The organism is Ezakiella massiliensis, assembly GCF_059862345.1.
In genome coordinates this window covers 176,571-202,835 of the sequence record NZ_JCBCEO010000004.1, presented here as the reverse complement: position 1 = coordinate 202,835, position 26,265 = coordinate 176,571, and the positions used below count along the sequence as shown (strand labels likewise).

The 26,265-nt window shown below is 42.3% G+C and carries 29 protein-coding genes, 2 tRNA genes and 1 riboswitch; of the genes, 29 read left to right on the top strand and 2 right to left on the bottom strand.

From position 1 onward, the window contains the following. Positions 1-7 precede the first annotated feature (7 nt). Complete coding sequence (locus tag AC6FXG_RS06965; RefSeq protein WP_083427769.1) at positions 8-634, top strand: DUF1847 domain-containing protein; 627 nt, start codon at positions 8-10, stop codon at positions 632-634. A gap of 847 nt (positions 635-1,481) precedes the next feature. On the opposite strand, the gene AC6FXG_RS06960 is transcribed toward AC6FXG_RS06965, so the two are convergent. Continuing rightward, positions 1,482-2,228, bottom strand: a complete 747-nt coding sequence (locus tag AC6FXG_RS06960; RefSeq protein WP_500572113.1) for a formate/nitrite transporter family protein — start codon at positions 2,226-2,228, stop codon at positions 1,482-1,484. An 88-nt stretch (positions 2,229-2,316) separates the two neighbouring features. Here AC6FXG_RS06960 and AC6FXG_RS06955 point away from each other — a divergent pair, with 88 nt between their 5' ends. Further along, positions 2,317-2,799 carry a GNAT family N-acetyltransferase gene (locus AC6FXG_RS06955; RefSeq protein WP_500572112.1) on the top strand — a complete coding sequence of 161 codons (483 nt, stop codon included), beginning with the start codon at positions 2,317-2,319 and terminating at the stop codon, positions 2,797-2,799. Positions 2,800-2,835: 36 nt separating this feature from the next. Here AC6FXG_RS06955 and AC6FXG_RS06950 read toward each other — a convergent pair whose 3' ends face one another. Next, positions 2,836-3,315: a hypothetical protein gene (locus AC6FXG_RS06950; RefSeq protein WP_500572111.1), complete on the bottom strand. Its 480-nt coding sequence runs from the start codon at positions 3,313-3,315 to the stop codon at positions 2,836-2,838. A gap of 100 nt (positions 3,316-3,415) precedes the next feature. Continuing rightward, positions 3,416-3,527, top strand: a riboswitch (cobalamin riboswitch). Positions 3,528-3,616: 89 nt separating this feature from the next. Here AC6FXG_RS06950 and AC6FXG_RS06945 point away from each other — a divergent pair. The 27 genes from AC6FXG_RS06945 (at position 3,617) to AC6FXG_RS06815 (ending at position 26,265) form a co-directional block, all read left to right on the top strand. Continuing rightward, positions 3,617-4,600, top strand: a complete 984-nt coding sequence (locus tag AC6FXG_RS06945) for a FecCD family ABC transporter permease (protein ID WP_500572110.1) — start codon at positions 3,617-3,619, stop codon at positions 4,598-4,600. Between the two features lies 1 nt (position 4,601). Beyond that, a complete protein-coding gene (locus AC6FXG_RS06940) occupies positions 4,602-5,378 on the top strand; it encodes an ABC transporter ATP-binding protein (RefSeq protein WP_500572109.1) in 777 nt (258 codons plus the stop codon). Continuing rightward, positions 5,375-6,550 carry an ABC transporter substrate-binding protein gene (locus AC6FXG_RS06935; protein WP_500572108.1) on the top strand — a complete coding sequence of 392 codons (1,176 nt, stop codon included), beginning with the start codon at positions 5,375-5,377 and terminating at the stop codon, positions 6,548-6,550. Before AC6FXG_RS06940 ends, AC6FXG_RS06935 begins: the two co-directional genes overlap by 4 nt. Continuing rightward, positions 6,550-7,392 carry a cobyric acid synthase gene (locus tag AC6FXG_RS06930; RefSeq protein ID WP_500572107.1) on the top strand — a complete coding sequence of 281 codons (843 nt, stop codon included), beginning with the start codon at positions 6,550-6,552 and terminating at the stop codon, positions 7,390-7,392. The genes AC6FXG_RS06935 and AC6FXG_RS06930 overlap by 1 nt, the downstream gene beginning before the upstream one ends. After that, a complete protein-coding gene (gene cbiB / locus AC6FXG_RS06925) occupies positions 7,389-8,315 on the top strand; it encodes an adenosylcobinamide-phosphate synthase CbiB (protein ID WP_500572106.1) in 927 nt (308 codons plus the stop codon). The genes AC6FXG_RS06930 and cbiB overlap by 4 nt, the downstream gene beginning before the upstream one ends. A gap of 3 nt (positions 8,316-8,318) precedes the next feature. Continuing rightward, positions 8,319-9,044, top strand: a complete 726-nt coding sequence (locus tag AC6FXG_RS06920; protein ID WP_500572105.1) for a sirohydrochlorin cobaltochelatase — start codon at positions 8,319-8,321, stop codon at positions 9,042-9,044. After that, positions 9,041-9,706, top strand: a complete 666-nt coding sequence (locus tag AC6FXG_RS06915; protein WP_500572104.1) for a precorrin-2 C(20)-methyltransferase — start codon at positions 9,041-9,043, stop codon at positions 9,704-9,706. The genes AC6FXG_RS06920 and AC6FXG_RS06915 overlap by 4 nt, the downstream gene beginning before the upstream one ends. Next, on the top strand, positions 9,696-10,739 hold the full coding sequence (locus AC6FXG_RS06910; RefSeq protein ID WP_500572103.1) for a pyridoxal phosphate-dependent aminotransferase: 1,044 nt from the start codon (positions 9,696-9,698) through the stop codon (positions 10,737-10,739). Before AC6FXG_RS06915 ends, AC6FXG_RS06910 begins: the two co-directional genes overlap by 11 nt. After that, on the top strand, positions 10,732-12,021 hold the full coding sequence (locus tag AC6FXG_RS06905; protein ID WP_500572102.1) for a cobyrinic acid a,c-diamide synthase CobB: 1,290 nt from the start codon (positions 10,732-10,734) through the stop codon (positions 12,019-12,021). Before AC6FXG_RS06910 ends, AC6FXG_RS06905 begins: the two co-directional genes overlap by 8 nt. Positions 12,022-12,042: 21 nt before the next feature. Next, positions 12,043-12,681, top strand: a complete 639-nt coding sequence (locus AC6FXG_RS06900; protein ID WP_500572101.1) for a precorrin-8X methylmutase — start codon at positions 12,043-12,045, stop codon at positions 12,679-12,681. Further along, positions 12,681-13,733, top strand: coding sequence for a cobalt-precorrin-5B (C(1))-methyltransferase CbiD (gene cbiD / locus AC6FXG_RS06895; RefSeq protein WP_500572100.1), 1,053 nt, complete (start codon positions 12,681-12,683; stop codon positions 13,731-13,733). Before AC6FXG_RS06900 ends, cbiD begins: the two co-directional genes overlap by 1 nt. Further along, positions 13,726-14,307: a precorrin-6y C5,15-methyltransferase (decarboxylating) subunit CbiE gene (gene cbiE / locus AC6FXG_RS06890; RefSeq protein ID WP_500572099.1), complete on the top strand. Its 582-nt coding sequence runs from the start codon at positions 13,726-13,728 to the stop codon at positions 14,305-14,307. Before cbiD ends, cbiE begins: the two co-directional genes overlap by 8 nt. Next, a complete protein-coding gene (gene cbiT / locus AC6FXG_RS06885; protein ID WP_075574561.1) occupies positions 14,295-14,837 on the top strand; it encodes a precorrin-6Y C5,15-methyltransferase (decarboxylating) subunit CbiT in 543 nt (180 codons plus the stop codon). Before cbiE ends, cbiT begins: the two co-directional genes overlap by 13 nt. Beyond that, positions 14,834-15,586: a precorrin-4 C(11)-methyltransferase gene (gene cobM, locus AC6FXG_RS06880; RefSeq protein WP_500572098.1), complete on the top strand. Its 753-nt coding sequence runs from the start codon at positions 14,834-14,836 to the stop codon at positions 15,584-15,586. The genes cbiT and cobM overlap by 4 nt, the downstream gene beginning before the upstream one ends. Beyond that, complete coding sequence (locus tag AC6FXG_RS06875; RefSeq protein WP_500572097.1) at positions 15,573-16,544, top strand: cobalt-precorrin 5A hydrolase; 972 nt, start codon at positions 15,573-15,575, stop codon at positions 16,542-16,544. The genes cobM and AC6FXG_RS06875 overlap by 14 nt, the downstream gene beginning before the upstream one ends. Positions 16,545-16,552: 8 nt before the next feature. After that, entirely contained in the window at positions 16,553-17,284 is a 732-nt protein-coding gene (cobJ, locus tag AC6FXG_RS06870; protein WP_500572096.1) for a precorrin-3B C(17)-methyltransferase, read from the top strand. Continuing rightward, positions 17,281-18,039 carry a precorrin-6A reductase gene (gene cobK, locus AC6FXG_RS06865; RefSeq protein ID WP_500572095.1) on the top strand — a complete coding sequence of 253 codons (759 nt, stop codon included), beginning with the start codon at positions 17,281-17,283 and terminating at the stop codon, positions 18,037-18,039. The genes cobJ and cobK overlap by 4 nt, the downstream gene beginning before the upstream one ends. Next, a complete protein-coding gene (gene cobT / locus AC6FXG_RS06860) occupies positions 18,011-19,087 on the top strand; it encodes a nicotinate-nucleotide--dimethylbenzimidazole phosphoribosyltransferase (protein WP_500572094.1) in 1,077 nt (358 codons plus the stop codon). Before cobK ends, cobT begins: the two co-directional genes overlap by 29 nt. Continuing rightward, the gene (cobU, locus tag AC6FXG_RS06855) at positions 19,084-19,620 is read left to right on the top strand and encodes a bifunctional adenosylcobinamide kinase/adenosylcobinamide-phosphate guanylyltransferase (RefSeq protein ID WP_500572093.1); all 537 of its coding nucleotides are present in this window, start codon (positions 19,084-19,086) and stop codon (positions 19,618-19,620) included. Before cobT ends, cobU begins: the two co-directional genes overlap by 4 nt. Beyond that, positions 19,617-20,342 carry an adenosylcobinamide-GDP ribazoletransferase gene (cobS, locus tag AC6FXG_RS06850; RefSeq protein WP_500572092.1) on the top strand — a complete coding sequence of 242 codons (726 nt, stop codon included), beginning with the start codon at positions 19,617-19,619 and terminating at the stop codon, positions 20,340-20,342. Before cobU ends, cobS begins: the two co-directional genes overlap by 4 nt. 48 nt (positions 20,343-20,390) lie before the next feature. Next, on the top strand, positions 20,391-21,020 hold the full coding sequence (locus AC6FXG_RS06845) for a transporter associated domain-containing protein (protein ID WP_500572091.1): 630 nt from the start codon (positions 20,391-20,393) through the stop codon (positions 21,018-21,020). Between the two features lie 618 nt (positions 21,021-21,638). Next, positions 21,639-21,715: transfer RNA gene (locus AC6FXG_RS06840), tRNA-Arg, on the top strand. Positions 21,716-21,735: 20 nt separating this feature from the next. Continuing rightward, positions 21,736-21,812, top strand: a tRNA-Arg gene (locus AC6FXG_RS06835). A gap of 60 nt (positions 21,813-21,872) precedes the next feature. Continuing rightward, complete coding sequence (locus AC6FXG_RS06830) at positions 21,873-22,562, top strand: response regulator (protein ID WP_075574570.1); 690 nt, start codon at positions 21,873-21,875, stop codon at positions 22,560-22,562. 1 nt (position 22,563) lies between these two features. After that, on the top strand, positions 22,564-24,357 hold the full coding sequence (locus AC6FXG_RS06825; RefSeq protein WP_500572090.1) for an ATP-binding protein: 1,794 nt from the start codon (positions 22,564-22,566) through the stop codon (positions 24,355-24,357). Next, entirely contained in the window at positions 24,344-25,447 is a 1,104-nt protein-coding gene (locus tag AC6FXG_RS06820) for a hypothetical protein (RefSeq protein WP_500572089.1), read from the top strand. Before AC6FXG_RS06825 ends, AC6FXG_RS06820 begins: the two co-directional genes overlap by 14 nt. Before the next feature lie 2 nt (positions 25,448-25,449). Continuing rightward, positions 25,450-26,265 carry a two-component system regulatory protein YycI gene (locus AC6FXG_RS06815; RefSeq protein ID WP_500572088.1) on the top strand — a complete coding sequence of 272 codons (816 nt, stop codon included), beginning with the start codon at positions 25,450-25,452 and terminating at the stop codon, positions 26,263-26,265.

Genomic DNA, 26,265 nt, shown 5'->3' with positions numbered 1-26,265 from the left:
GGATTTTATGAGTGAAGATAAATTAATTTGTGATTTGTGCCCATCTAAAAAATGTTATTCCAAGGAAGGGGTCTTTCCCAAGGGCTGTCCAACTGTTGACGAAGAGCGGATGGAAGAGATCAAAAAACTTTATAAGACCGAAGAGAATTACAAGATTGCCAGGGCCGCTTGCCAAACGGAAAAGGAAGGCTATCTCAAGGACACCAGAGTCGAGGAGATTATGCGATTTTGCAGGAAGAATGATTTCAAAAAAATAGGAATCGCCTTTTGCATTGGCCTCAAGTACGAGGCCAGGGTCTTTGCAGATATCCTCCGCAAGAATGGCTTTGAAGTCCACTCCATGATGTGCAAGTCTGGCGGTGTGCCCAAGGAATTCCTGGATATCAAAGACGAAGAAAAAATTCGCCCAGGCACTGAGGAAGTCATGTGCAATCCAATTGGCCAGGCGGAATATTTCAACGACAAAAAGACCGACTTCAACGTTATAGTCGGCCTGTGCGTGGGCCACGATTCGCTCTTTACCAAGTATTCAGACGCCCTGGTCACAACCCTCGTTGCCAAAGACCGGGTCCTCGCCCATAACCCAGTCGGCGCCCTCTACCAGGCAGATAAGTATTTCAAAAACAGATTTTAAAAAGAATAATGAAAATGAAAAGAGATTGTTCAAGCAATCTCTTTTTTGTATGGAGGGGTTAGATATAAAAGAAAAATGAGTGATAAGTGGAGAGAAATTTAGTGAAATCGTTACAGTCAACATCAATTGAAAAGAATTATCAATTGATTTGGAGATGATGGATCATCATATGTATGCGCAAAGTGAAAAGAAGTGAACAATGTTTATGAAAAGCTGGTTTATAAAAAATAATGAAAATAAAATTATATTTATATTATGGAATTGAAAAATTTGATGTGTAAAAAGAATTCTTAAAAAAGACTGATTTAAAAGCTCTAAAAATATATTTAATTTAAGTAATCGAATAAAATTTTTTTCTCTTGGACAAGGGCTTCGATGTGAAATATATTTTTTAGGAAGCAGGTTATATTTAACAAATAAAAAAGAGATTGTAAAAATAACAATCTCTTAAAAATATAATTACCTAAAGAACAAAAAATATGGCTACCATAAAGGTAGCCTCTACAAACGCTTCGTGTTATTTTTTGTTCTTTTACAAAATAAATACTTATATAAAACTCTTCTGTATAAATTTGCGAGGAAAAACGGGAATATTTCGCGAAGTGCAGAAATTTTGCGAATGAGATGTAGTAAGCCTACATCGCAGTGAGAAAAATTTCGAACACTGCGAAAAGCCGCGACTTCATAAATATATACTTTTTCAAAAACTCTAGTTTTAAATTTGCTAGGAAATTTCGATGAGATTCGATGTGAAAGAATTTTTTTAGGACGCAGGTGTACTAGAGTGTACATCGAGGACTAAAAAAATTTTTCACGAGAATGTCGCGAAATTAACAGCAAATTTATCTTATTTGTGGTGGGCGTGGTGGTAAATGAATGCAATAAACATCCCGCCCAAAATATTTCCAACAGTAACTGGGATCATATTTTTTAGAACTCCCACAAAATCGATGCCTGATTCAATGGCTGTGAATGAGAAGTAGAACATATTTGCTACGCTATGTTCGTATTTTAATAATATAAAGGCTATGATTGGCATGGCCATTAATACAAATTTGGATGCCCCGTCGTTGGCTGAGAATGAGACCCAAACTCCTAGGCAGACGAGGATGTTACATAAAAATCCACCTGCTAGGCACTGAATAACAGTTAGTTCCAATTTGCCGGCTGAGGCTGCTGTGATTGATTCAACAATAGCTGGGTTGAATTTTGTAAGATGGGTTACAGCTGAAAAGCATAAAGCACCGATAAAGTTCCACAGGTAGACTCTGCCCCAGTTGGTGGCCAGTTGTTTTAGGCTGATGTCCTTTGATAGATAGGCTCCGTAGAGGAGAATATTTCCGGTGAAGAGTTCTCCGCCTGCAACTAGGACTAGCATGAGTCCAAGGGCAAACATAAAGGCTCCTAGGAATGGGCCAATGCCAGGAGATAAAACGATGTTTGCAACTGTATTTGTAATTCCACCCAGGGCTATAAACATGCCTGCCATAAAGGCGAGGGACCTGGTTGTCCTAGCCTTGTTGTTGGCTTTTTTTATCCCGATTTGTCTTGAACGCTCTGTAACTTCGGCAGAGCTTAAAAATAAATTATCCATTGTTCCTCCTTATATTGTTATTGCTTAAACAATTATGTTATAATTATACACGAAAAGAGGAAAAATTTCCAGATTTTAGGAGGCGGACGTGTGCATTAAGCTTAAGGAAATAAAAACTGAAAGGTTGGTTTTAAGAAGTTGGAGGCCGGATGATTTGGAGGACCTCTACGCCTTTGCCTCTGTGCCGGGAGTGGGCGAGATGGCGGGCTGGAACCACCACAAGTCTCTGGATGATTCCCGGACTTTTTTAAAGATGTTCCACGAGTTTAAGACCGTTTACTGTATGGAGTACGACGGCCATGCCATTGGCTGCATTGATTTTGACTGGGACAAGTATAAGAAGGATTTTATTTCCATCGGCTACGCCATGAGCCAGGAATGCTGGGGGCAAGGGTTCATGACAGAGGCCTTGGTCGCCATTATGGATTACATGATTGATGAGTACGGGGTGAAAAATTTTTGTGCCCGGTCTTATACCAATAATGTCAGGTCCAGAAAACTTTTGATGCGACTTGGTTTTAAGCTTATGTCTTCGAATGCTTACGAATGCTATTACGAACTTACAATATAAAAGACGCAGGGAAAAATAATTCCTTGCGTCTATTTTTTACTTGATTAAATTTTCCATGAGCTCTTTGGTTGGTCCTAGCGAACCGAATTTAATAATTATTTTGTCGCCGTCAACGGCCAATCTTAATTCATGGCTTTCCTTTAACTCGTGGTTGTCGGAGAAGTGCAGGTGGTATTTTACTCTGTAATCACCAGCCTCGTCTTGCTTGATTTCCTCCATCTTTACTGTGGCAAGGCCTGCGTCAAGTTTTTCGTAAACTGGGTTTAGGTAATTCCCATCCGCCACTAAAATCTTTACAGTTTTTTCATCCAAGTATTTTTTTAGGACCGATTCGTCCCCGTAGGCCAATTCTTTGGCTGCCAATTCATGGTATTCATCGGATTTTACCTGGCCTATGTAGGCGTAGTAGTCCTTGATAAAGTCTTCTATTAGGGCTTCTTCCTTGGTCGCACATGCAGATAAGGTCAGACCAAGCATAAGTAAAGTTAAAATTATTAATATGTTTTTTCTTTTCATCTAATCACCTCACTTGTCTTATACCCATTATTATTATTATTATTCATGGCAAGGCGTCTTTTATCTTGAAAAGTAGGGCCGTTAATGGTAAAATAGTTGTGGGGAAAAGGAAAAACCTTACAGCTACCTCTACTGTATTTTGGACGAGGGCCAAGGCCACTGCGCGATCGTGGGAAGGCGGCCTAAAGGATGAAGAAAGAGTCAGGATACCCTATGAGTGCATAATCTGGGTTAGGGATTATGCGTTCTTTTGGCATGCTGTAAGAGCATGTTTTTTTTATTGGAATTTTTAGGAGGAGCCTTGAAGAAAAAAGACTCATACATTTATATATTTATTTTAATTGCCCTGGCATCGACCGTAATCGGTTTGTCCCTGGGCTCAATGAAATATTCTTTTGGCCAGGTCTTAAAGGGCCTTTTTGTCCACGACGAGACCATGGAGCACTTGATAATTTTTAAAATTAGATTGCCAAGAGTTATTGGCGGCGGCTTAGTCGGTATGGCTTTGGCACTTTCTGGCGCCCTCTTGCAGGGAGTTATGAGAAATAATTTGGCTTCACCTTCTGTAATAGGTGTTACAAATGGAGCCTCCTTCGTGGGCCACTTGACACTCATGGCCTTTCCTGCCTACGCATATCTTTTGCCGGTGGGGACCATTGTCGGCGCACTTTTGACCACGATTTTTATTTACCGCTTGGCCTATAGCGACGGGATAAATCCAAATCGATTGGTTCTTTCGGGTGTGGCAGTTGGCGCCATGTTTACGGCCTTTAACAATATGCTAAGGTCCATGTTTCCAGAAAGACTGGCATCTACATTGGGCTTTACAATTGGATCTTTAAACGGCCTCGGCTGGGGAGAAGTTTTCTTTGCTAGTCCTTATATAATTATAAGCATTATAATTGCCCTTATGATGTCAAATAACATGAACGTTTTGATGTTGGGCGATGAACTTTCGAGCTCCCTTGGCCTAAAGACAGAGCGCTTTAGATTTTTAATTATAATTGTCTCATCTTTACTATCTGGGGCGGCCATTGCAATTGCAGGTTTAATTTCATTTGTCGGCTTAATCGTCCCCCACATAGCTCGGATTTTTGTGGGCAACGACTATAGGAAATTATCTTTGGCCTCAATGCTCTTGGGCTATTCATTTGTGATTTTATCAGATGCGGTGGGCAGGATAATTTTGCCTATAGGCGAGATTGCAGTCAGCGTTATCGTGGCATTTTTGGGCGCACCATTCTTCCTCTATCTCTTAAGAGAAAGGTACAGAAAGGGGCATTAAGATGTATTTTGGCTTTAAAGATATAAAAATTAATTACGGGACCAAGACCATTATAGAAAATTTGTCCATGGACGTGCCCAAGGGAAAGATTTCGACCATTATCGGACCAAACGGGTCTGGCAAGTCGTCACTACTCAGGCTGATTTCCAGGAAAAATCCGCCGGCTCATGGTCAAGTTATTTACAAGGACAAGTCCATTTACGATTATGATACCAAAGAATTGGCCAAGAAGATTGCCTTTTTGCCGCAAATCCACAAGTCGCCGACAGATGCGACCGTGCGAACGCTGGTGGCCAACGGCAGGTTTCCATACAGGTCAATGCTTGGGGGCTTGTCTGCAAAAGACGAGGAAATTATTGACGAGGTAATAGAATTTACTGGCCTTAGTGCCTTAGAACATAGGGCCCTTAGGACTTTGTCGGGGGGTGAACGCCAGCGGGCGTGGATAGCCATGACCATGGCAACTCAAGCCGAGATTTTGGTCTTGGACGAGCCCACGACTTACTTGGACATAAGCTACCAGATAGAGCTTATGGATTTGATCGAGAGGGTGAAGGAAGAATACGGTACGACCATCTTGCTTGTCCTTCACGATATAAACTTGGCGATTAGATATTCAGATTATCTCTTTGCCATAAAGGACAAAAATATTTTATTTGAAGGAAGACGGGAAGAGGTAATCACCAGCGAAAATATCCGGGATATTTTTGCCCTTGATGCCGAGATTATCCACCACGATGGGCAGATGATTATGGTTCCCGGCAGGAGGAAATTATGAAAAAGAAATTACTTATTTTATTAATGGCAGGACTTTTGGCGGTAGGGTGTACGAGTCCAAAGGACGACAAGGCAGGAGAAGATAAGAAGGCTGCAGAGGTCACTGAAAATACAGATGCAAATGAAAATGCAGATGCAAAAGAAAATGCAGATGCAAAAGAAGACGCAAATGCAGAAGCTGGTTTCAAGGCCCACGCTATTTCAGAATTAGAAAAAATTGCTGAGGCTTACAAAAAGTCAACACTTGCCAAGGACGCCATTGCAGAGCTAGAAAAAATTCAAGAAGATGCAGATACCATGACTTTTACAGATGATACCGGCAGGGAATCAGTAACTGTTAAAAAGCGTCCGAAAAAAGTTGCAGTTTTTTATTCTTCATACGCATCCATGTATGACGAACTCGGCGGTAAAATCGATTTAATTATTGGCGGCGACAATGCAGTTGAAGTTTATAAATTCCAACGCGGCAAGGATATTACCGAAGGCAAAAATGTCATCGTAACATCACCAAGCGGAAAAAACTGGGATGTGGAAAAAATTATTGCAGAAAAACCAGACTTAATTATCTGCGCTATGACTTCAAATGGCTATGGAACAATTGAAGAAGCTGCCAAGGCTGCTGGTATTGACCTAATTGGTATTTCCTTTAACGGCGTTCGCGACTACGCAAAGTGGGCTTATATTTACACTTCACTTAACGACAACCAAGAGGCCTTCGACAATGTTGCTCTAAAGACCATTGAAGGCGTATCAAAAATTATTGAAGAGGTTCCAATCAGGGACCACAAGCCTCAAGTCATCTCAATCATGCCAGTTGCCAAGGGTATTAAGGGCAATTACACTCAAAGCGACTTGGGAACAATTCTACAAGACTTGGGCACACAAAACCGCTTGGGAGGCGAAGTTAAAAAGGGTGCCAGCCCCAGGGTTGACATCAGCATTGAAGACATTGTAAAGATGAATCCAGAATACATTTTCATCCAATGCATGAATTCAGAAGACTACGCTAGAGAATCCGTTGAAAAATACCTGTCATCAACCGACGCTTGGGCCAAGGTGGACGCTGTTGCAAACAATCAGGTTTATTATTTGCCACGCGGCCTCTTCCACAACAAGCCAAATTCAAAATACGTTGATGCCTATCAAATGATTTTTGATTATCTTTACAAATAATGGCTAAGTTAATGGTAATGGGGACGACCTCATCAGCAGGCAAGAGCTTGCTGGTGACTGGTCTGGTCCGGTATTTTAAAAAATATGGATATAAGTCCTATCCATTTAAATCACAAAATATGTCTTCAAAGGCTTATGAGCTTGAAGACGGTAGGCTAATTTCAACTGCCCAAGCTCTCCAGGCTTTTTCTGCAGGATTAAAGCCCGACGTCAGGATGAATCCTGTCCTTCTCATACCCCAGTCCAACACTGGGTCCATGGTTGTAATCGACGGGGAAAAGTACAAGGCCATGCAGGCCCGTGAATATTTTGATTTTAAAGTCAAACTTCGCGACCATATTATGGAAGTCTTCGAGCAAATTGAGGGAGAAAATGATATAATAGTAATCGAAGGGGCGGGCAGTCCGGCGGAAATTAATTTGCGTGACAACGACATAGTCAATATGGGCCTGGCTGAGATGGTGGACGCGCCAGTAATTTTGGTGGCGGACATCGACCGGGGCGGAGTTTTCGCTTCCCTTTATGGAACGGTCATGCTCCTTCCTGAAAATGAACGAGCAAGGATTAAGGGCCTGGTAATAAATAAATTTAGGGGAGACCCGACTCTACTTGAGTCTGGAATAGAAAAAATCGAAGACCTAACGGGCATTCCCGTTATAGGTCTCATTCCCTACGAGCACTTTGAACTGGTGGATGAGGACAGCCTAATCGATTACGACAAGCACGCCAACCACGAGGACCAAAGTGAAGACGAACTCAATTTAGAACTGGACAAACTTGAAAAAGTCTTGGAAGAAAATATGGACATGGAATTTATTAAGAGGATTAGTGGTTTAAAATGATTTTAGTTTTTGCAGTTTTATTGGATTTTTTAATAGGTGATCCCAACTATTACTACCATCCCATCAGGATTATGGGGCGGATTATTAGGAGGGAAGAGCAATTTGTACGAGCACACGTAAGCGGGGACAGAGGATTATTCTGGGCCGGCCTTTGTATGCTCGTTTTTAATTTGCTGGCGACAATCTTGGTCCTTATGGGAATTTTTTCTTTACTTAATGACACAGGGGCCAAACTTTTCTCTTTGTATCTGATTTACTCAGCCATAGCTGGCAGAGAACTTATAAAATGCGCCAATGCAGTTAGACTTGCACTTTTTAAATCACTTGAAGAAGCCAGATATCAGCTGTCCATGATCGTGGGCAGGGACACTGCAAATTTATCTGAAGAAAAAATCGTTAGGGCAACTGTGGAAACCGTGGCAGAAAACACTAGCGACGGAATAATCGCACCACTTTTTTATATATTGTTTTTTGGACCCGTGGGCGGCATGGTCTACAAATTTGTAAACACCATGGACTCGACCATTGGTTACAGGAATGAAAAGTACGAATACTTGGGCAAGGCGGCCGCAATTTTTGACGACTGGGTTAACTATATCCCAGCCAGAATTACCGGACTCCTCTTTGTATGTGCGGCTTATCTCTTGGGCTATGACGCCAGGGGCTCTTATGAAATTATGATTAGAGACCACGGCAAGCACAAGTCGCCAAACGCAGGATATCCAGAGGCAGCCATGGCTGGTATGCTGGGCGTTCGCCTGGGAGGACCCAGCCAATATTTTGGCCACATGGACAATAAGCCTTATATAGGTAATGACCGCAGGCCCCTTAAGCCCAATGATATTACAAGGGCCAACAGGGCGGCCATCACTAGTGAGATAATTTTTGTGATTATCATGGTTTTATTAATTATTTGGAGGTAAGAGATGAAAGGACTCGCTGTAATAGCCTTTGGCACCAGCCACAAGGACACTTATGAAAAAAACATTAGACCAATTTACGACCACTTAAAGGAAAATTTTGACGGACAAACTGAATTGGCCTTTACCAGTCGGATTATCAAGAGGATTTTAGAAAAACGCGGAGAATTTGTTTTTAATGAAAAGGAAGTTATCGCCAAGCTCCAAGAGACTTGCGATGAAATTTACATTTTGCCCCTCCACATCCTAAGGGGTTTTGAATACGAAAAAATTGAGAGGATCGGCCTTGGCAAAGTTGCCAAGCCACTTTTAGAGACAAAGGAAGACATAGAATTTTTTGCAAAAAATATTAATTTACCCAAGGACAAGGCCATAATTTTTATGGGCCACGGAACTGAACACCAAGTCGACTGGGTTTACGGCGAAGTTGAAGAGGCCTTTAAAAAGCTGGGCTACGATAAGGTTTTTGTTGGCACAGTTGAAGGCTCAAGGTCTATCGAAGATATTTTGCCAAGGGTAAAAGAAGCTGGCATAACAGAAGTCATTCTCCGTCCGCTCATGCTGGTGGCAGGTGACCACGCCAAAAACGATATGGCAGGTGACGACGAAGACTCATGGAAGTCCATTCTTGAAAGAGAAGGCATAAAAGTCGACGCCCAGCTTATTGGCCTAGGCGAAGAGGAATTCATCCGCGATATGTATTATGCAAATTTAAAGGAGATTATGAATTGAAAAAACTTTATGCAATTGGGACCGGACCAGGGGATAAAAAATATCTGACCCTTTGGGCTGTGGAGGCCCTCAAAGAGGCCCATGTGATTTTTGCTCCCGACAACAAGGGCAAGAACATGGCCCTGGACACGGTCAGAGATTTTATAGATGGCAAGCGCATCGTCTACTTGGATTTTCCCATGGGCTTTGTAACCGAAGACCATTATAAAAAGGCCTTTGAAATTATTGAAAAGGAAATTCCAGACGGCAAATCGGGCGCCTTTGTAACTATTGGCGATGCGACTGTTTACTCGACTTTGGTAAATACAATTCACTATGCCAGGGACATGGAAATCGAATTTGTCCCGGGCGTGCCAAGCTTTTTGGCTGCGGCCAACAGGCTGTCTGTGCCACTTGTTAAAAAGGGCGAGGCCTTTGTCCTCTGCGAAGATGTAAATGAGGAAATTTTATCAGCGGCTGATGCAGTCGCGGTTTTAAAGACCTTTAAAAACCCTTCTAAGGAAGAAATTATCAAAAAATTAAAGGCTGGTGGCTTTGAATACAAATATATTTCCAATATTTCCGCTGCCAATGAAAGAGTTGCAGAGACTGACCAGGAAATTTTGGCAGAGGAAAATTATTTGTCACTAATAATCGGAAGAAGAGAAAAAAATGACAGATAAGACCATGATCCACGGGGCAAATATTTTTAAATATGCCAAGGACGGGGACATTCTGGATTTTTCTTCCAATATAAATCCACTTGGGCCGCCGGCCTATGTTTACGATATTATCGAGGAAAATTTAAAATCCATCGAGCGATATCCGGACATTGAGTACAGGTCTTTGATGGCCGATATCTCCAAGGCCTTTGGGGTGGACCAAAATAAAATCGCTCTGGGCAACGGGGCCATTGAGCTTATTGACCGGATTATCTTTGAACACGAACGAATAATCGTCTTTGATCCGTCTTTTTCTGAATATGAAATTCGGGCAAGGGTCTACGGCAAAGAATTTTTGCCAATAAGCTTAAAAAGCGATTTTACTCTTGACTTTGAAAATTTAGAAAAATTTGTTTTTAAAAAGGGCGACTTAATTATTCTTACAAATCCCAATAATCCAAACGGCAGGGCTTTAAGAAGAGATGAATTTGAAAGGCTGATAGCAATTATTAAAAATTCTCCAGCCCATCTCATGCTGGACCAGGCCTTTGACGACTTTGCAGACCTGGATTACAAGGCCATGGATTATATTGGGGACGATATTTATTTGATAAAAGCGGCGACAAAATTTTATTCCCTGCCTGGCCTCAGACTTGGCATGGCATTTTCCTCTGAGAAAAATATCAAAAGACTTAGAGAACTCGTCCCATCTTGGTCGGTGGGAGCCCTCTTGGAAAATATGGGAAAGATTTTTATGGACCAAGACTTCAGGGAAAAATCCAAGGCCTATATAAAAAAGGAAAGGGAATTTTTAATAGACGAGCTTGAGAAATTAAGCTTAAAGACCTATGAGTCATCTGCAGACTTTTTACTAATAAATTTGGGCGACCGCGGAGAAGAAGATGTCTTCCAAGAATTTTTAAAGAGGAAGATCCTGGTTCGCAAGTGCTCTTCATATAGAAACTTAGAGGGCAATTTTATCCGGGTTGCCGTTAAAGACCATGAAAAAAACGCAAAACTCATTCAAGCTTTTAAGGAGATTATAAATGGATAGTAGACTTATGATTGCAGCCCCATCTTCAAACACGGGCAAGACCTTTATATCCCTGGCTCTTTTGCGGGCCATTGGCAGGGATGAAAAAGTCCGCGGCTACAAGGTGGGACCTGACTACATTGACGCAGACTATTTGTCACAGGCGGCTGGCCGGCCGGCTGAAAACCTAGACTTGTTTTTGATGGATGAAAAAGATATAAAAAGGGCTCTGGCCAAGGATGGTTTTAAAATTATCGAAGGAGTCATGGGATATTTCGACGGCCTGCAAAATACTTATGAGTATTCCTGCTACGATCTTTCAAAGCGGACCAATACGCCGGTCGTAATCGTCTACGAACCCAAGGGTGAATCCTTTACGGCCATACCCAAGATCAAGGGCATGGTGGATTTTTCTGGCGGACAAATCAAGGGGATAATCTTCAACAAGACCTCGCAAAAAATGTACGAGCTCTTGAAGACCCAGGTGGAAAAATATATTGGCATAGCGGTTCTGGGCTACCTGCCCTATGACGACAGGCTAAATATAAAATCAAAAAACCAAGGCTTACTTTTGCCTCATGAGCAGAGAAATTTCATGGAACTCTTGGAGGTGGCAAGCGAACTGGTCGTCCACCACTTGGACATGGACGAGCTCTATAGGATTGCCCAGTGCCAGGAAATAAAAGTTGACGAGTCTTATAAAAATTATGCCAATGATTTAAAGGATATAAAAATCGCCTACGCCCACGACCAGGCCTTTCCATTTTTTTATAATTTTGAGGGAAGAGAAAACTTCATTCCCTTTTCACCTCTCAAGGATAAAAAATTACCTCAAGCTGATTTGATTTTGATTGGTGGCGGCTACCCAGAAGATTTTATCGCCGACTTAGAGATGAATATTGACATGAAGGAGTCCATAAAATCTTATGTGGAAGCAGGCGGCAAGCTGATTGCCTACGGTGGCGGCCTCATGTACTTGGCGGAAAAATTCCAGGGCCACAATATGGCGGGAATTTTTAAAGGGTCTGCTCAGATGACCGACCGTCTACAAAATTTTGGCTACTGCGAACTCAAAGCAAAAGAAGATTTGGGCTTTGCTAAGGCAGGCGAGATTTTAAGGGCCAGGGAATTCCACCGGGGAATTTTTGAGACTGACGAAAAAACTATTTTTGAAATTTCCAAGCCTGGGACAGATAAAAAATGGGAAGACGGCTACAGATACAAAAACGCCTACGGATTTTTCGCCCACTTCCATCCGCTGACTTGGATGGACAGACTGATTGACTTTGCTAAAGATAAATAATAAAAATAAAAAGGAGACTATATGTATATAAAAAAACCAATGGAAATTGAAAACAAATCGATGGATATAATTGACGAATCCCTTAAGGATGTTAATTTCGAAGGCCTGGACCTACAGATTGCCAGGCGGATGATTCACACGACAGGCGACGTGGACTACAGGCATATAATTTCTTTTAAAAATAATTTTTCAGCTAAAGCCCTGGAGGCCATCAAAAACGGTGGGACCATTTATTCTGATACCAATATGATAATCGCTGGCGTCAACAAGCCGGCCCTGGCTGCAGCGTCTTGCGATATAATAACCTTGGTTAGCGACAAGGACCTTGCGGCTAAGGCCAAAGAACGTGGCACAACTCGCAGCCTCATTGCCATTGAAGAGGCAGTTGAACGGGGGATACGTATGTTTGCCATTGGCAATGCACCCACAGCCCTCTTCCGTTTGATCGAGCTCATCAGAGAAGGCAAGTGCGATCCATTATTTGTAATCGGGGTCCCAGTTGGTTTTGTCGGGGCGGCTGAATCCAAAGAAGAGCTCAGGACTGTTGACGTTCCACAAATTACAACCGTGGGAACCAAGGGCGGTTCAAATGTTGCGGCTTCGATTATTAACGCCATCCTTTACGAGAACAACCGCCAAGATATTTACGCGACCAAGTAATGGAACTTTATGAAAACGGCCTTCGCTTGGGCTATACTACTGGGACTTGCGCAGCTGGCGCGGCCTATGCAGGAGCCCTTTTGCTGGAAGGCGAGCAAAGAGAAAAAATAAATATTTTAACGCCGGCTGGCATTGATGTGGACCTGGATGTTTTGGACCTCCACATGGATGGCGAATGGGCGGTCGCTGCTATCAGAAAAGATTCGGGCGACGACCCAGATGTGACAGACAAGATTTTAATCTACGCAAAAATCCGCAAAACTCAAAACCCTACGACCATTGACGGCGGAGTGGGCATTGGGACCATTACAAAAAAAGGCTTGTACGGAGAAATTGGCGAGAAGGCTATTAATCCCGTGCCCAAGAAAATGATTTTGCAAGCTGTTCAATCTGTCTCGGATGATAATTACGAAATTATTATCTTCGTTCCAGACGGAGAAACGGTCGGCAAGAGGACTTACAATTCCAATCTGGGCATTGTGGGAGGGATTTCCATAATCGGTTCAACTGGAATCGTCCATCCCATGAGCGAGGACGCCCTCTTAAAGACCATTGAGCTGGAAGTAAATGTGGTCAAGGAAGAGCATGGGACTGACAATATTCTCCTGGTGCCCGGCAATTATGGGGAGAAAATGCGTGAGGCCTACAAGCTGGACCTACCTCATGTGCAGATGTCCAATTATATTGGCGACGCTTTGAAATATGCCTACCAGGCTGGCTTTAGAAATATTACTCTACTTGGACATATTGGAAAGTTTTCCAAGTTGTCGCTGGGAATTTTTAACACCCACAGCAAAAATTGCGACACCCGCATGGAGGCCTTTGCCTTTTATTTATTTTTGCTGGGCGCGCCCAGAGATTTTATTATGAAAGTTTTATCTTTAAACACAGCCGAGGAGGCCATGAATCTTTGCGTCGAATCTGGCTACAAGGAAGCCATTATCGAAATGCAAAGGGGGGCCGAGGCGAGGATTAAAAGATATTTGAAGGATCCAGATTTAAATATCAGGGTCTATATATATTCTATGGAAGGAGGCCTTGTCGATGATTGATGTGGCAGGAGTTGGACCTGGTAATATAAATTTAATTACCGGCCAGGTCTTGGAGGCCATCAAAACTTATGAAAAAGTTTTGGCCTTTAAGCGGGTCAAGGAAAGCCTAAGTGACATTAGGCCTGACATTATTGAAATAAAAACCCTGAAAGAAGTCGACGCTTACAAGGAGGCTAATGCTCTTGTCTTGGCTTCTGGCGACCCAATGTTTTACGGGATTAGCGAATATATAAAAAAGATGGGAGTCCTGGGGAAAATTTATCCGGGCATCTCATCCATCCAGTGCATGGCGGCGGCCATTAAAAAATCCTGGCATGACATGGATTTGGTCAGCCTTCACGGACGGGACTACGATTTGAAAAATATAAATAGGGACACGATTTTTTTGACTGATAAGGAAATGACTCCCAACAGAATTTCCCAAGAATTATTTAAATTGGGCAGAAAAGGAAAAGTTTTTGCAGGCTATAATTTATCCTATGAAGACGAATTGATAGAAGAATTTGACTTAGGGGAGACTGGCCAAGAGCCAAGCCCTCTGGCAGTATGTGTGGTGGTTTTATGCGAGCAATAGATGACGAATTATTTATAAGGGGTGAGGTCCCCATGACCAAACGCGAAGTCCGCGTCTTTATTATGGACGCCCTTGATATAGAGGAGGGCCAGGACTTTTTGGACATAGGCGCAGGCACGGGGTCGATTACAATTGAAGCGGCCATGCGCGGTGCCAAGGCCACTGCCATTGAGTGCGTGGACGAGGGCGTAAGACTCATAAAAGAAAATGCAGACAAGTTTGGCGTGAAGGTAGACGTCATCCAAGCCATGGCGCCCGAGGGAATTCCAGATCAAGATTTCGATAGGATTTTTATTGGCGGGTCCCGGGGCAAACTGGAGGAATTAATAAAAATTTCTCACGACAGACTAAGGCCGGGCGGAGTTTTGGCCATGAGCTTTATTCTTTTAAAAAATGTTGGCCAAGCCCAGGCGGCAATGAAGGACTTGTTTAAAGACGTGGAGATAAATTTAATTCAAAGCTCTAAGGTCGATAAAATTGGAATGATGAGGGGCAACAACCCCATTTTTATATTAAGAGGTGTAAAATGATTTATTTTGTTGGAGCAGGACCGGGCGCTGTTGATCTAATTACAATCCGCGGCCGGGACTTACTTGAAAGGGCTGACGTGGTCATCTACGCTGGCAGTTTGGTTACGCCAGACCATTTGAAATTTTGCAAAGAGACATGCGAGTTTTACGATTCAGCAACCATGCATCTGGGCGAAGTCATGGATGTAATGCTAGCTGCCCACAAGGCAGGCAAGGTCGTCGTCCGTTTGCACACAGGCGACCCAAGTATCTACGGGGCCATTGGCGAGCAGATGAGAGAGTTGGACAGGGAAAATATTTCCTATGAAGTTGTCCCTGGCGTTTCATCTTTTGTGGCTGCAAATGCTGCGGTCAAAAAAGAAATGACCTTGCCAGGTGTAAGTCAAACGATAATTTTAACCAGGATTTCTGGCCGGACTCCTGTGCCTGAAAAGGAAGAGTTAAAAAAACTTGCTTCCCACAGGGCATCCATGGCTATATTCTTATCTGTCCAAAAAATTTCAGAAGTCGTGGACGAGTTATTGACCGCCTACAATAAGGATACGCCGATTGCTGTAGTATATAGGGCTTCTTGGCCGGATGAAAAAATCGTCAAGGGGACACTGGATGACATTGCAGAAAAAGTTAAGGACGCGGACATAAATCGCCAGGCGCAAATTCTGGTGGGAGATTTCTTGGACACTGATTTCGAATACTCCAAGCTCTATGACCCGTCATTTACAACTGGATACAGAGATGGCAAAAAATAATTTAGCCGTCATATTTTTTACAGAGGGCGGGAAAAACCTGGCCAACAAAATTCGCTTGGCCGGAGATTATTTTTACAACAAGGACAAAAAAATAAAACCCATGATGGCGCAGATCATGAGGGACTACAAAAACATTGTCTTTATTTCTGCGACTGGGATTGCGGTCCGCTACATCGCTCCCTATATTAAGTCCAAGGATGTTGACCCGGCTGTGATCGTCATTGACGAGGGAGGAAATTTTGTAATTTCCTTATTATCCGGCCACTTGGGCGGGGCAAATGAAGTTGCCAAGAGAATTGCCGACCGTATTGGAGCGACACCAGTTATCACGACTGCATCCGATGTTTTAAATGTGCCGGCCATTGATATGTTTGCCAAGGAAAACAATTTGATTATAGAAGACTTGTCGACAATTGCCGCCGTAATGGGGCGTGTGGTCGAGGGCAAGGACCTTTATTATTCGACCAATACGTCTATGAAATACCCTTACGAGTTTATTACAAAAGATATAGAAAAAGCCCAGGCGGCTCTGGTCGTTGGCGATTATTTTATAGAGACCGACCTGCCAGTCACCTATCTGCGACCCCTCGACATTTACGTAGGCGTGGGTTGCAAACGGGGCAAGACTTTTGAGGAAATTTACATGGCAGTTAAAAATGCTTTTGACATTTCTAAAATTTCTATGAAATCCATAGCCGAGTTTAGGTCTATTGACTTAAAAAAAGATGAGGCAGGCATAGTTGAGTTGGCGAATTTTTTCAACAGAAAATTTATAACCTATGATTCGGAAACGCTTTTAAAAGTTCAAGGGGACTTTAAGACCAGCGACTTTGTGGCCCAGACCACAGGAGTGGACGCTGTTTCGTCCAGGTCGGCCATGCTTGGCGCAGATGAATTATTAGTAGACAAATACAGTGAAAATGGGGTTACCGTTTCGCTGGCAAGAAAATATATTTGAGGTGAAAGATGAAATTATATGTAATTGGAATTGGCCCAGGTGGCCGTGAGAGGATGACTCCAGAGGCTGTCCACGCAATTGAAGATTCCCAGGCCCTAGTTGGCTACAAACCATATTTGGAATACATCGAAGACTTGATTGGCGACAGGGAAACTTTTTCAACTGGGATGACAGGTGAAATCGAACGCTGTAATCAGGCCATTGATATTGCACTTGAGGGCAAAAATGTTTCTATTATTTCAACTGGCGATGCCGGACTCTACGGCATGGCTGGTCCGATTTATGAACTGGTCGAAGAGAGAAAGGCAGACGTTGAAGTCGTCGTTGTGCCGGGTGTTAGCGCACAATTTTCTGCAGCCGCAGATTTGGGTGCGCCGATTATGCACGACATTGCGACAATTTCTCTGTCAGATTTGCTAACCCCTTATGATTTAATTATGAAGAGGGTGGACCTGGCTGCCCAAGGCGATTTTGTAATTGCCCTTTACAATCCGCGTTCAAAGACCAGGAAGGACCATTTGAAAAATGCCTTTGATTTGATAAAAAAATATCAAAAGGGATCAACGCCAGTCGGCATTGTCAAAGATTCTGGTAGACCGGGAACTGAAACAACGATTACGACTTTAGATGACATTGACTACGAGACCGTGGATATGAAGACAATCGTAATCGTCGGCAACTCAGAGACCTTTGTTGCAAATGGCAAGATGATTACGCCAAGGGGTTACAGGAACTTATGATTTGGATAGCAGGGGGAACCCATGAGACCCGAGAGCTCTTAGACCTCTTGGGAACTTACGAGGACATTTTAATAACTGTTGCCACGGATGAGGGCAGGGAATTTTTGCCAGAAGACGCCAGAGTTTTGGTGGGCCCGGTTTTGCGGGAGACAATTCCAGATTTTGTAAAAGCTCACGACATAAATTTAATTGTCGACCTGACCCATCCCTTTGCGACGAGGATTTCCGAGTCCCTGGCTATGATGAGTGAGCGTTTGGGCATCCCCCTCTTGAGATTTGTTCGAGCTGGCAGAAGGGTTGAGGACCAGAGGATTATTTATGCAAAATCTTATGAGGATTCTTTTGAAATCATAAAAAAATTAAAAGGAAATTTTTTGTTTACAACCGGTTCCAAGAGGGCGGACGAATTTTTTGCTATACAAGGAAACAATCGCTTTGTCTTTAGGATTTTGCCGACTGTCGCCTCTGTAAAAGCTCTGACAGAAATTGGAGTAAAAATAAACAATATCATCGCCATGGTCGGACCCTTTACTTATGATATGAATATGGCCATGCTGGGCATGATTAAGGCTGATTACCTGGTCACCAAGGACAGCGGAGACGGGTCTGGAATTGACGAAAAAATTCAGGCGGCCCTGGACTTTGGTGCACTGCCAATTGTAATTAAGAGAAATATTGAAGACGGCTACAGCCTAGAGGAAGTCGCGAAAAAGATGGAGGACTACCGTGCAAGAAAAAATCGAAAAAATAATTGAGGGCATTAGGCCAGTTGAAAAATCAGATTTGGCAAATAAAGAATGGGATTCAATTGCTCATCCCCTTGGAAGTTTGGGCGAACTGGAAAAGGCCACAATAAAAATCGCAAACATTCAAGGAAGAGCCATCCCATCAATAAAAAAACGCGTTTTGATTTGCATGGCCAGCGACAACGGGGTCATTGCTGAAGGAATTTCATCTGGCTATCCTGATTTGACATCACAACTCGTCATGTCCATGATGAGGGGGAAGACTGGCTGTGCTTCACTTTGTAGAAACGCTGACATGCAACTAATTGTAGTCGACTTGGGAACTAGAAATGAAAACGAAATTAAAAAATTATCTGAAGTCGTCGTTGAAAATAGGCGAATAAATCCTGAGACTAAAAACTTTGCCATCGAACCTGCCATGACCATGGACGAACTCTTTCAAGCAATTACAACTGGTTTTGAAATGGTCGATAAGTATCCTGCAGATATTTATGGAACTGGGGAGCTGGGCATTGGCAACACCACAACTTCGTCTGCAGTTATGGCCGCTCTTATGAAACTCAGTGCAAAGGAAACTGTGGGCTTGGGCGGTGGCCTGGACGACGAAGGCTACAGGAAAAAAATAAGGGTCATTGACGATTCAATTGAAAAATATGTTTTATATAACAAAGATATTTTTGAAATACTTAGGACGGTTGGCGGCTATGATATCGCTGGCCTTGTGGGCGTATTTTTAAAGGCAGCCTACGAGCAAAAGCCAATTATAATCGACGGATTTATTTCTGCCGTCGCCGCAGCCGCAGCTATCAAATTAAATGATCATGTAAAAGATTATCTCATCCCATCCCACATGTCCGCCGAAAGGCAAATGAAAATTCTAACGGATTTTTTAGGCGTCAATCCGCCCCTGTTTTTGTCCATGCGTTTGGGCGAGGGGACAGGCTGTCCGCTTATGATAAAGATGATTGACTCTGGCATTTACGCCCTGGAAAACATGGGCAGGTGGGACGACGTTTATATTGACGACGTCCTTTACGATATAAGGGAGGACCAATGATTACGATTGTAACAGGGGGCGCGCGGTCGGGCAAAAGCGATTTTGCCGAAAGCCTTTACGCCCACACAGATGACGTTTGCTATATTGCCACATCAATAGTGGCCGATGATGAAATGGAAAACCGGGTCAAGCTTCACAAGGAAAGCCGCAATCAAAATTGGCGGACCTATGAGGGCTACACCGACCTTCACAATGCCTTGGGGACCGAGGCCAATTATCTTTTGGACTGCATGACCATTTTAATCAGCAATATTATGTACGACTTGTCCAAGGATGAAGAGGACTTGACGGCAGATTTGATTAAAAAAATCGAAGACAAGGCCTATTTGGAAATTGCAAATTTGATTTACGAAATCCGTGAGCAAAATAAAAATCTGGTCCTCGTGACCAACGAAGTGGGATCGGCCATTGTGCCTGAAAACAAGGTCGCCAGGTCCTACCGGGACATAGTCGGCCGAGTCAACCGTCGGGTGGCGGAGATTTGCGACCGGGCCTATCTAATCGTTATGGGCTATGAGGTGAGACTCAAATGAAATTTTTGCAGGGAATAATAGTCGCCTTTCAATTTTTAACCAGATTTTATTTGCCAATAAATATCGAATGGGACGAGAAAAATATTAAATATTCGCTCTTGTTTTTTCCGATAGTTGGTGGGGCAATTGGCGTAGTCCTTTACTTTGTGGCAAGGATATTTGCTCAGACGAATGTAAACATTAGTCTCATGATTTTACTGGCCTGGATACTTATAACTGGAGGCCTCCACTTTGACGGCCTGTCGGACACAGTTGACGGATTTTCCGCACGGAAAAATCGAGAAGAGACCTTAAAGATCATGGACGACTCCCACATAGGTGCCTTTGGAGTAATGGCCATCGTTTTAGCCCTTGCCTTTAAGTATTATTCGATTGCAAATCTAATCGGACCAAATCCTTGGGGCATTTATTTGGCCCCAGTTTTTGCTCGAGCTGTTGCAGGAATTTTTTTGACCTATATAAAGACAGCCAAGGACACAGGCCTTGCCGCCTATTTTCATTCTTGCACCAAAAAGTGGCCGGCCACTCTTGCTTTTATCTGCACCCTTGCCCTTGCTTTTTATTTTAATTCATGGATGGCCATCCGAGTTCTTTATACGACAGGGATCATTTGTATTTTGCTAATACCGATTTATAGAAAACTTGGCGGCTTAACTGGGGATGTCTATGGGACAATTGTTGAAGTTTTTGAAATAATTTTTATGACCCTTTGTATAATTTAAAGGAGTTTTATGTTATAATAAATTCAAGAACAGACATTGGAGGGAATTATGAAGCCAGATATAAATTCATTTACCAGAAAAGCAGCCCACGCCGTGGAAATCGTCATCAGCCTTATAGTACTGGTGGCTGTTATCGGCGGGATACCAGATGTCCTCAGGTATATAGTCCTTTATGTAAAGTCCACGGACAGCGCATATTCATACGCAATATTTTCAGAATTTATCAAGCATACTCTTATGTTGGTAGTCGGCTTGGAATTGGTGGCCATGATTATAAACCACCAAAACGAATCCATCCTGACCCTTGTCCTCTATGTTATCGCTCGTAAGATGCTAGTCTACGCAGACAATATGACAGAGATTCTCTTGGGAACAGTATCAATTGTCTTGGTCTTTGTAGTTTTGAAATTCTTTACGGTTAAGTCTTACAAAAAATCTGACAAGGACGGAAGCATTTCCGCCGGTATAAATTTCTTTGACCTCAAAGAACTCTACGGCATCGATTTGGACACCAAGCAAAACACCCTTGGCGGTTTAATCTATGAGCTCAGCAAGAGGGAAGGCAAAGAAATTAAAGAAGGCGAGACCTACGAATACCAAGGCTATGATATAGCAATTGTAGAGATGCGGGCCGGCCTAATCGAAAGAGTTGCAATAGAAAAAATAAAAACTAAATAAAACTAATACAAGCTCCCAAGTTCATTTAATGGACTGGGAGTTTTTTGTTAGTTAAATTTATCTGGTCATGTTTTAAAAAAATTCTTACAGATAATTTTTTTCAAAGAAATTTAAAGGCAAATATTATCTTGCTTTTATTATTTAAAAGTAAAAAAATGTATAACATTTAGAATTTAACCATTATTATTCAAGAGTTTTTAGCTGTTCGTTCTTAATTTTTAAAGACCATTAGCTGTAAATTTTTATGTTGCAAAAATATCTATCTGATTTCTTCTAGTCTGGCAAATGATAAAATTTTTCAATGATATTCAGCTAATCATTCTTAAAATAAAAACGTAATTATTTTTTCGAAAATCGGGTACGCTAACTTTTAAATAAAAATCGAAATTATTTTTCCAAAAGGTTTGGCGTCTTATTTTAATTTTGAAAAGACAAAAAGAATTTAAAAAGACCTGACCATTTACTTTCAAATTAAAAACGTAATTATTTTTCCAAAACATGCAGCATCTCACTTTTAAATTAAAATCGAAACATTTTTTCCAAAAGGCATGGCCTCTTACTTTTTTCTGTATTTGATTTTTTGCAGGGTAAATGGTATAATATCCTGTAGATATGTATGTGCTTGTAGCTCAGTTGGATAGAGCGGCGCCCTCCTAAGGCGTAGGTCGGGGGTTCGATTCCTCTCAAGCACGCCATATTTTTATTAGCCTGGCAAGCGAATGTAGCTCAATTGGATAGAGCGTTCCCCTCCGACGGGAAAGGTTGGGGGTTCGATCCCTCTCATTCGCGCCAATAGATATTTTTACTTATAAGCTATTTGAAGACGTAAACAGATTTTACAAAGGAGGATCAATGGCTAATTTAATTTACTGCGTTGACGACGAGAAAGTTATTACCGATATAGTGAAATTCAATTTAGAAAAAGAGGGCTATGAGGTAGTCGCACTTGCAGATGGCTATGAAGCCCTCAAGGAAGTGGATAAGAAAGCTTGCGATCTAATGCTCTTGGATGTTATGATGCCAGGTATCGACGGTTTTGAAGTTCTAAAGGAACTTAGGAAAAAATATTTCTTCCCTATTATTATGCTTACAGCTAAGGAAGAGGAAGTGGACAAGGTTCTGGGCCTAGAGCTTGGAGCTGATGACTACATTGTAAAACCTTATTCAATGAGAGAGCTTATTGCTAGGGTCAAGGCCAATTTGCGTAGGCTTTCTGTGACCGAAGAGGTTATGGATGACGAGCGCGTTTTTGGCGAGCTTGTAATCGACACTGGCAAGTATGAGGTCAGAAAAAATGGCCAGCCAGTAAATCTCACCATGCGTGAGTACGAGCTCTTAAAATATTTATCTGAAAGTCCCAACCAAGTTTTCACCCGCGAGCAACTTTTGCAAGATGTTTGGGGCTACGAATACTATGGTGACATCAGGACAGTTGACGTTACTATTAGGCGTCTCCGTCAAAAAATTGAAGACGAAGCAGATGAAGGTTCCTACAAGTATATAATTACAAAAAGAGGGGCCGGCTACTACTTCGGAGGCTAGGATGAAATCGATCAAGTGGAGGTTTGTTGCCGTTTATTTTCTCTTGGTTTTGGCTGTGCTTTTGGTGGTTGCCTCGTCAATCACTGGCAGGCTGGAAGCTTCTTTGATAGAAGAGAAGAAGGATAACGTTACAAATCAAATTAATTCTTTAATTACTACTGGATTTTCCTTTCAAGATGACATATTAGATCCCAATCAAAGGTGGTTGCAAACCGTCCTTAGCGATCGGGGTTTTCAAAATGATGAAGATATTTACATCATAGGCAGCGAGGATTTTGAAAATATCCTTGCGTCAAAAACTGCAGATGCAATCGACCTGCAGGGCACAAATGTATATACTATTGAGAAACTTAACCCCGCTTTAATAAAGAGGGGTTATTTGGGTGAGAAGGTTTTTGATGTTATAGAAACGGATACCCACAGGGAGGCCCACTTGGTCATTCCTATTGTAAACGAAAGCTCAAACGTCAAGGGCCTGGTCTATTCTGTTATGGACCTTTCAAATATTTCAAACACCATCACCCGGGCCAACAGGATTATGCTGGACTCAGGCCTCATCGCCCTGGGCATTACAATTATACTTTCCTTTATAATCTCAAACGGAATTACCAGCCCTATCGTAAAGGCTACAGAAGTTGCCAAGAGCATGAGTGAGGGTAATTTTGACGAGCGTATAAAGGTAAAATCAAACGACGAGATGGGTCGTTTCGCAGATATGTTTAACTATTTGGCGGCCGAACTCAAACGCAATATTGAGCGGACGGAGATTGAAAGGGCCAAGTTGGATACCATCTTTAACCAAATGATCGAAGGGGTTGTGGCTATTGACTCCAACAGAAAAATAATTCACTTAAACGACCGGGCCCGCGAACTTTTTGACCAGCCGCTGGATGTAGAACCTAAAAATTTGGATCTCAGACTCGCTGATATGGGCCTTAGCTCAATTAACTTTGCAAATCCATTTTCCCTGGAAGGCGAAGGCGACATTAAACTCCACAACAAGAGTTACAGATTTATTTACGCGCCTTTTGAAGACCGTAACTTAAATGTTGGCGGCGTTATTGTCGTCTACCAAGACATGACCAAGGAGCGTAAGCTTGAGGAAATGAGAAGGGAATTTGTGGCCAATGTTAGCCATGAATTAAAAACTCCAATTACATCTATCAAATCTTATGCAGAAACCCTCATGAAATATCCTGTGGACGAGGAGACCAAGATGAATTTCTTGGAGGTCATCGACCAAGAATCAGATCGGATGGCCCACATTGTTTCTGATCTTTTGACTCTCACAACCCTGGAATATTCGTCAGAGGAAAAAGAGCTTAAGCTGGTTAATCTAACAGACATTGCCAAGTCAGCTGCAGAGCGGATGAAGATGGCAATTGCTGATAAAAACCAAGCCCTTTATACAGATTTTACAGAGGACTTGCATTCATTTGCTAACGAAGAAGATTTGCTGCAAGTTGTTATAAATTTAATTTCAAATGCAGTTAAGTACACTCCATCAGGTGGAATTATAAATGTTGGAACTTGGACTGACGGTAGAAAGAATTATATTTCTGTCAAGGACAACGGCATGGGTATTGCCAAAAAAGACCAGGCCAGAATTTTTGAAAGATTTTACCGGGTCGAAAAATCCAGGTCGCGGGCCATGGGTGGCACAGGTTTGGGCCTTGCCATAGCCAAGGAAATGGTCGACGCCATGAAGGGCGATATCAGTTTGGAAAGCGAAGTTGCCAAGGGCTCTATCTTTACGATTTCTTTTGAAAGGGAGGATAAGGATGGAGAGGCATAAGACTTTATTTTTAGTTTTACTGGTTATCCTATCCTTGTTTTTATCCTACAAACTGATTTTCGACAAGCCAGAGGTGACTCTTGAGACCATCGACGTGGACGAAACGGAAATTATTTGCTACAAGCGCATGTACATGGTAAATCCAAACCGCGAACTTTTGAGAGAAATCCCAAACAAGGAGATAAATTCCCTTATCGTTTCGTCTTTGGTCGGAGCAAATCCGACAAGGATAGGCGATGAATTGGTTTCGACTGACTTAAAGGACCAGGGCTTTTTAATTATTTCTGCCTATGACGTGCCTGTGGGCATGCTATTTGCTTGCTTCAAAGAAAAGCTCCCCAAGCTTGAATTCGAAAGTTATGACAGGGCTTTTATATCAAACGAAGGGAAAATTCTCTTGCAAACGGACAAGGGCGTTTTTGAATTTGCATCCAAGTACAGCTTGGCTATGCCTCTTAACAATGATGAAAAATATGTAGAAGTTGACGAAAGATTTATGCCTACAAAAATCGTGGGCGTGGATTCTTACGCTGATATTGTAAATCCAGTCGACTCATATATTGCAGACGATAGGCAGCAAATTGCAAACGGCTTTTTAAAAAGGGAAGTTGCTGAGATTCGTGAAGACGATTCCTATCTATATGCAAGTAATGATGAGTCACTCAGAATTTTTGAAAATGGGGACATACATTATTTGTCCGTCGATCCGCAAGTGGATGTCAAACCCAATTTGCATGAGACTTTAAAAGTGCTGAGGGCTTTTATAAAAAAAGTTCCGGTAAATTTTTCAAATTATAGGATAGTAAGCCTTTATGAATCAGAGGACAACACCCTGATTTATCTGGCCAATTCCAGCCTACCGTTTTTCGCTTCAAATGGCCTGCCAATTACAGTTAATATTTCTGGGGGCAAGGTCACGAGCTTTTATTACAGCTCAAAGTATTTGAAGAAAGCGGATTCACTTTTCGTGGGGGCAGATGCGAGCGATTATAGGAATGCCTTTAAGGACAACAGTGATCCCTTTTTGATTTATACGGAGGCCGAGTCTGACAAGACCAGGGCCATCTTATCCACAATGAGTACGAGGTAGATATGGACTGGGCAAGAGCTAAAACACAACTGATATATGTTTTTATTGTTTTAAATATTTTTCTTGGGGCTATGCTGTACAAGCGCCAGCACTCAGCCTATGAAGACTTTGACTTGGCCGAAATTTTAAAGGGTCACGATATTTATTTGGATGCTGAGATTCCAAAGCCAGCTACTTTTGAAGGCAAGAGTTTGGTTTACAAGGTCTATACAGACGATGAAATCAAGGAGATTTTTTTCGACAAGCCGACTATTAGCGGTACCGAAGAACTGAAGACTTTCACCCAAGGGGACATGAGGGTCGACCTTATGCAGGGGAAAAATATCCGCTATACAAATACGCCAAAGCCAGAGGGCAAGCTGATAAAAACTGTCGAGGAAGCCGAGGAAGCTGGCAAGGCTTTTTTAAAAGAAAAATTCGGCGAAGAAAATCTGCGCCTGACCAATTCCGACAACAAGTACGATAGATTTAACTTGGAATTTGAACAAGTCGATTCAAAGACCAATCTCATTTTGGAGTTTGCTTATATAAATTTGGTTTTAAATGAAAACGGGGTCGTCAGTATGGACAGACGGTCCTTTGCTAGAGTTGACAGCGTAAAAAATAATTTAGAAATTAAATATCCCAAGAGAAAGCTCTTAAAACTAATTGACATGACGGGTGTGGCTGGACGAACGGTGACGGGCGTTGAATACTGCTATTCATTTGACCCCAGCGAAATCCCTTATATCAACAATCCAGACAAGGTTTTAAGCGGCGATGCCAAACTTGCCCTCCGTGTAAGTTTGGACAATGGGCGAATCATAATTATAGAATAG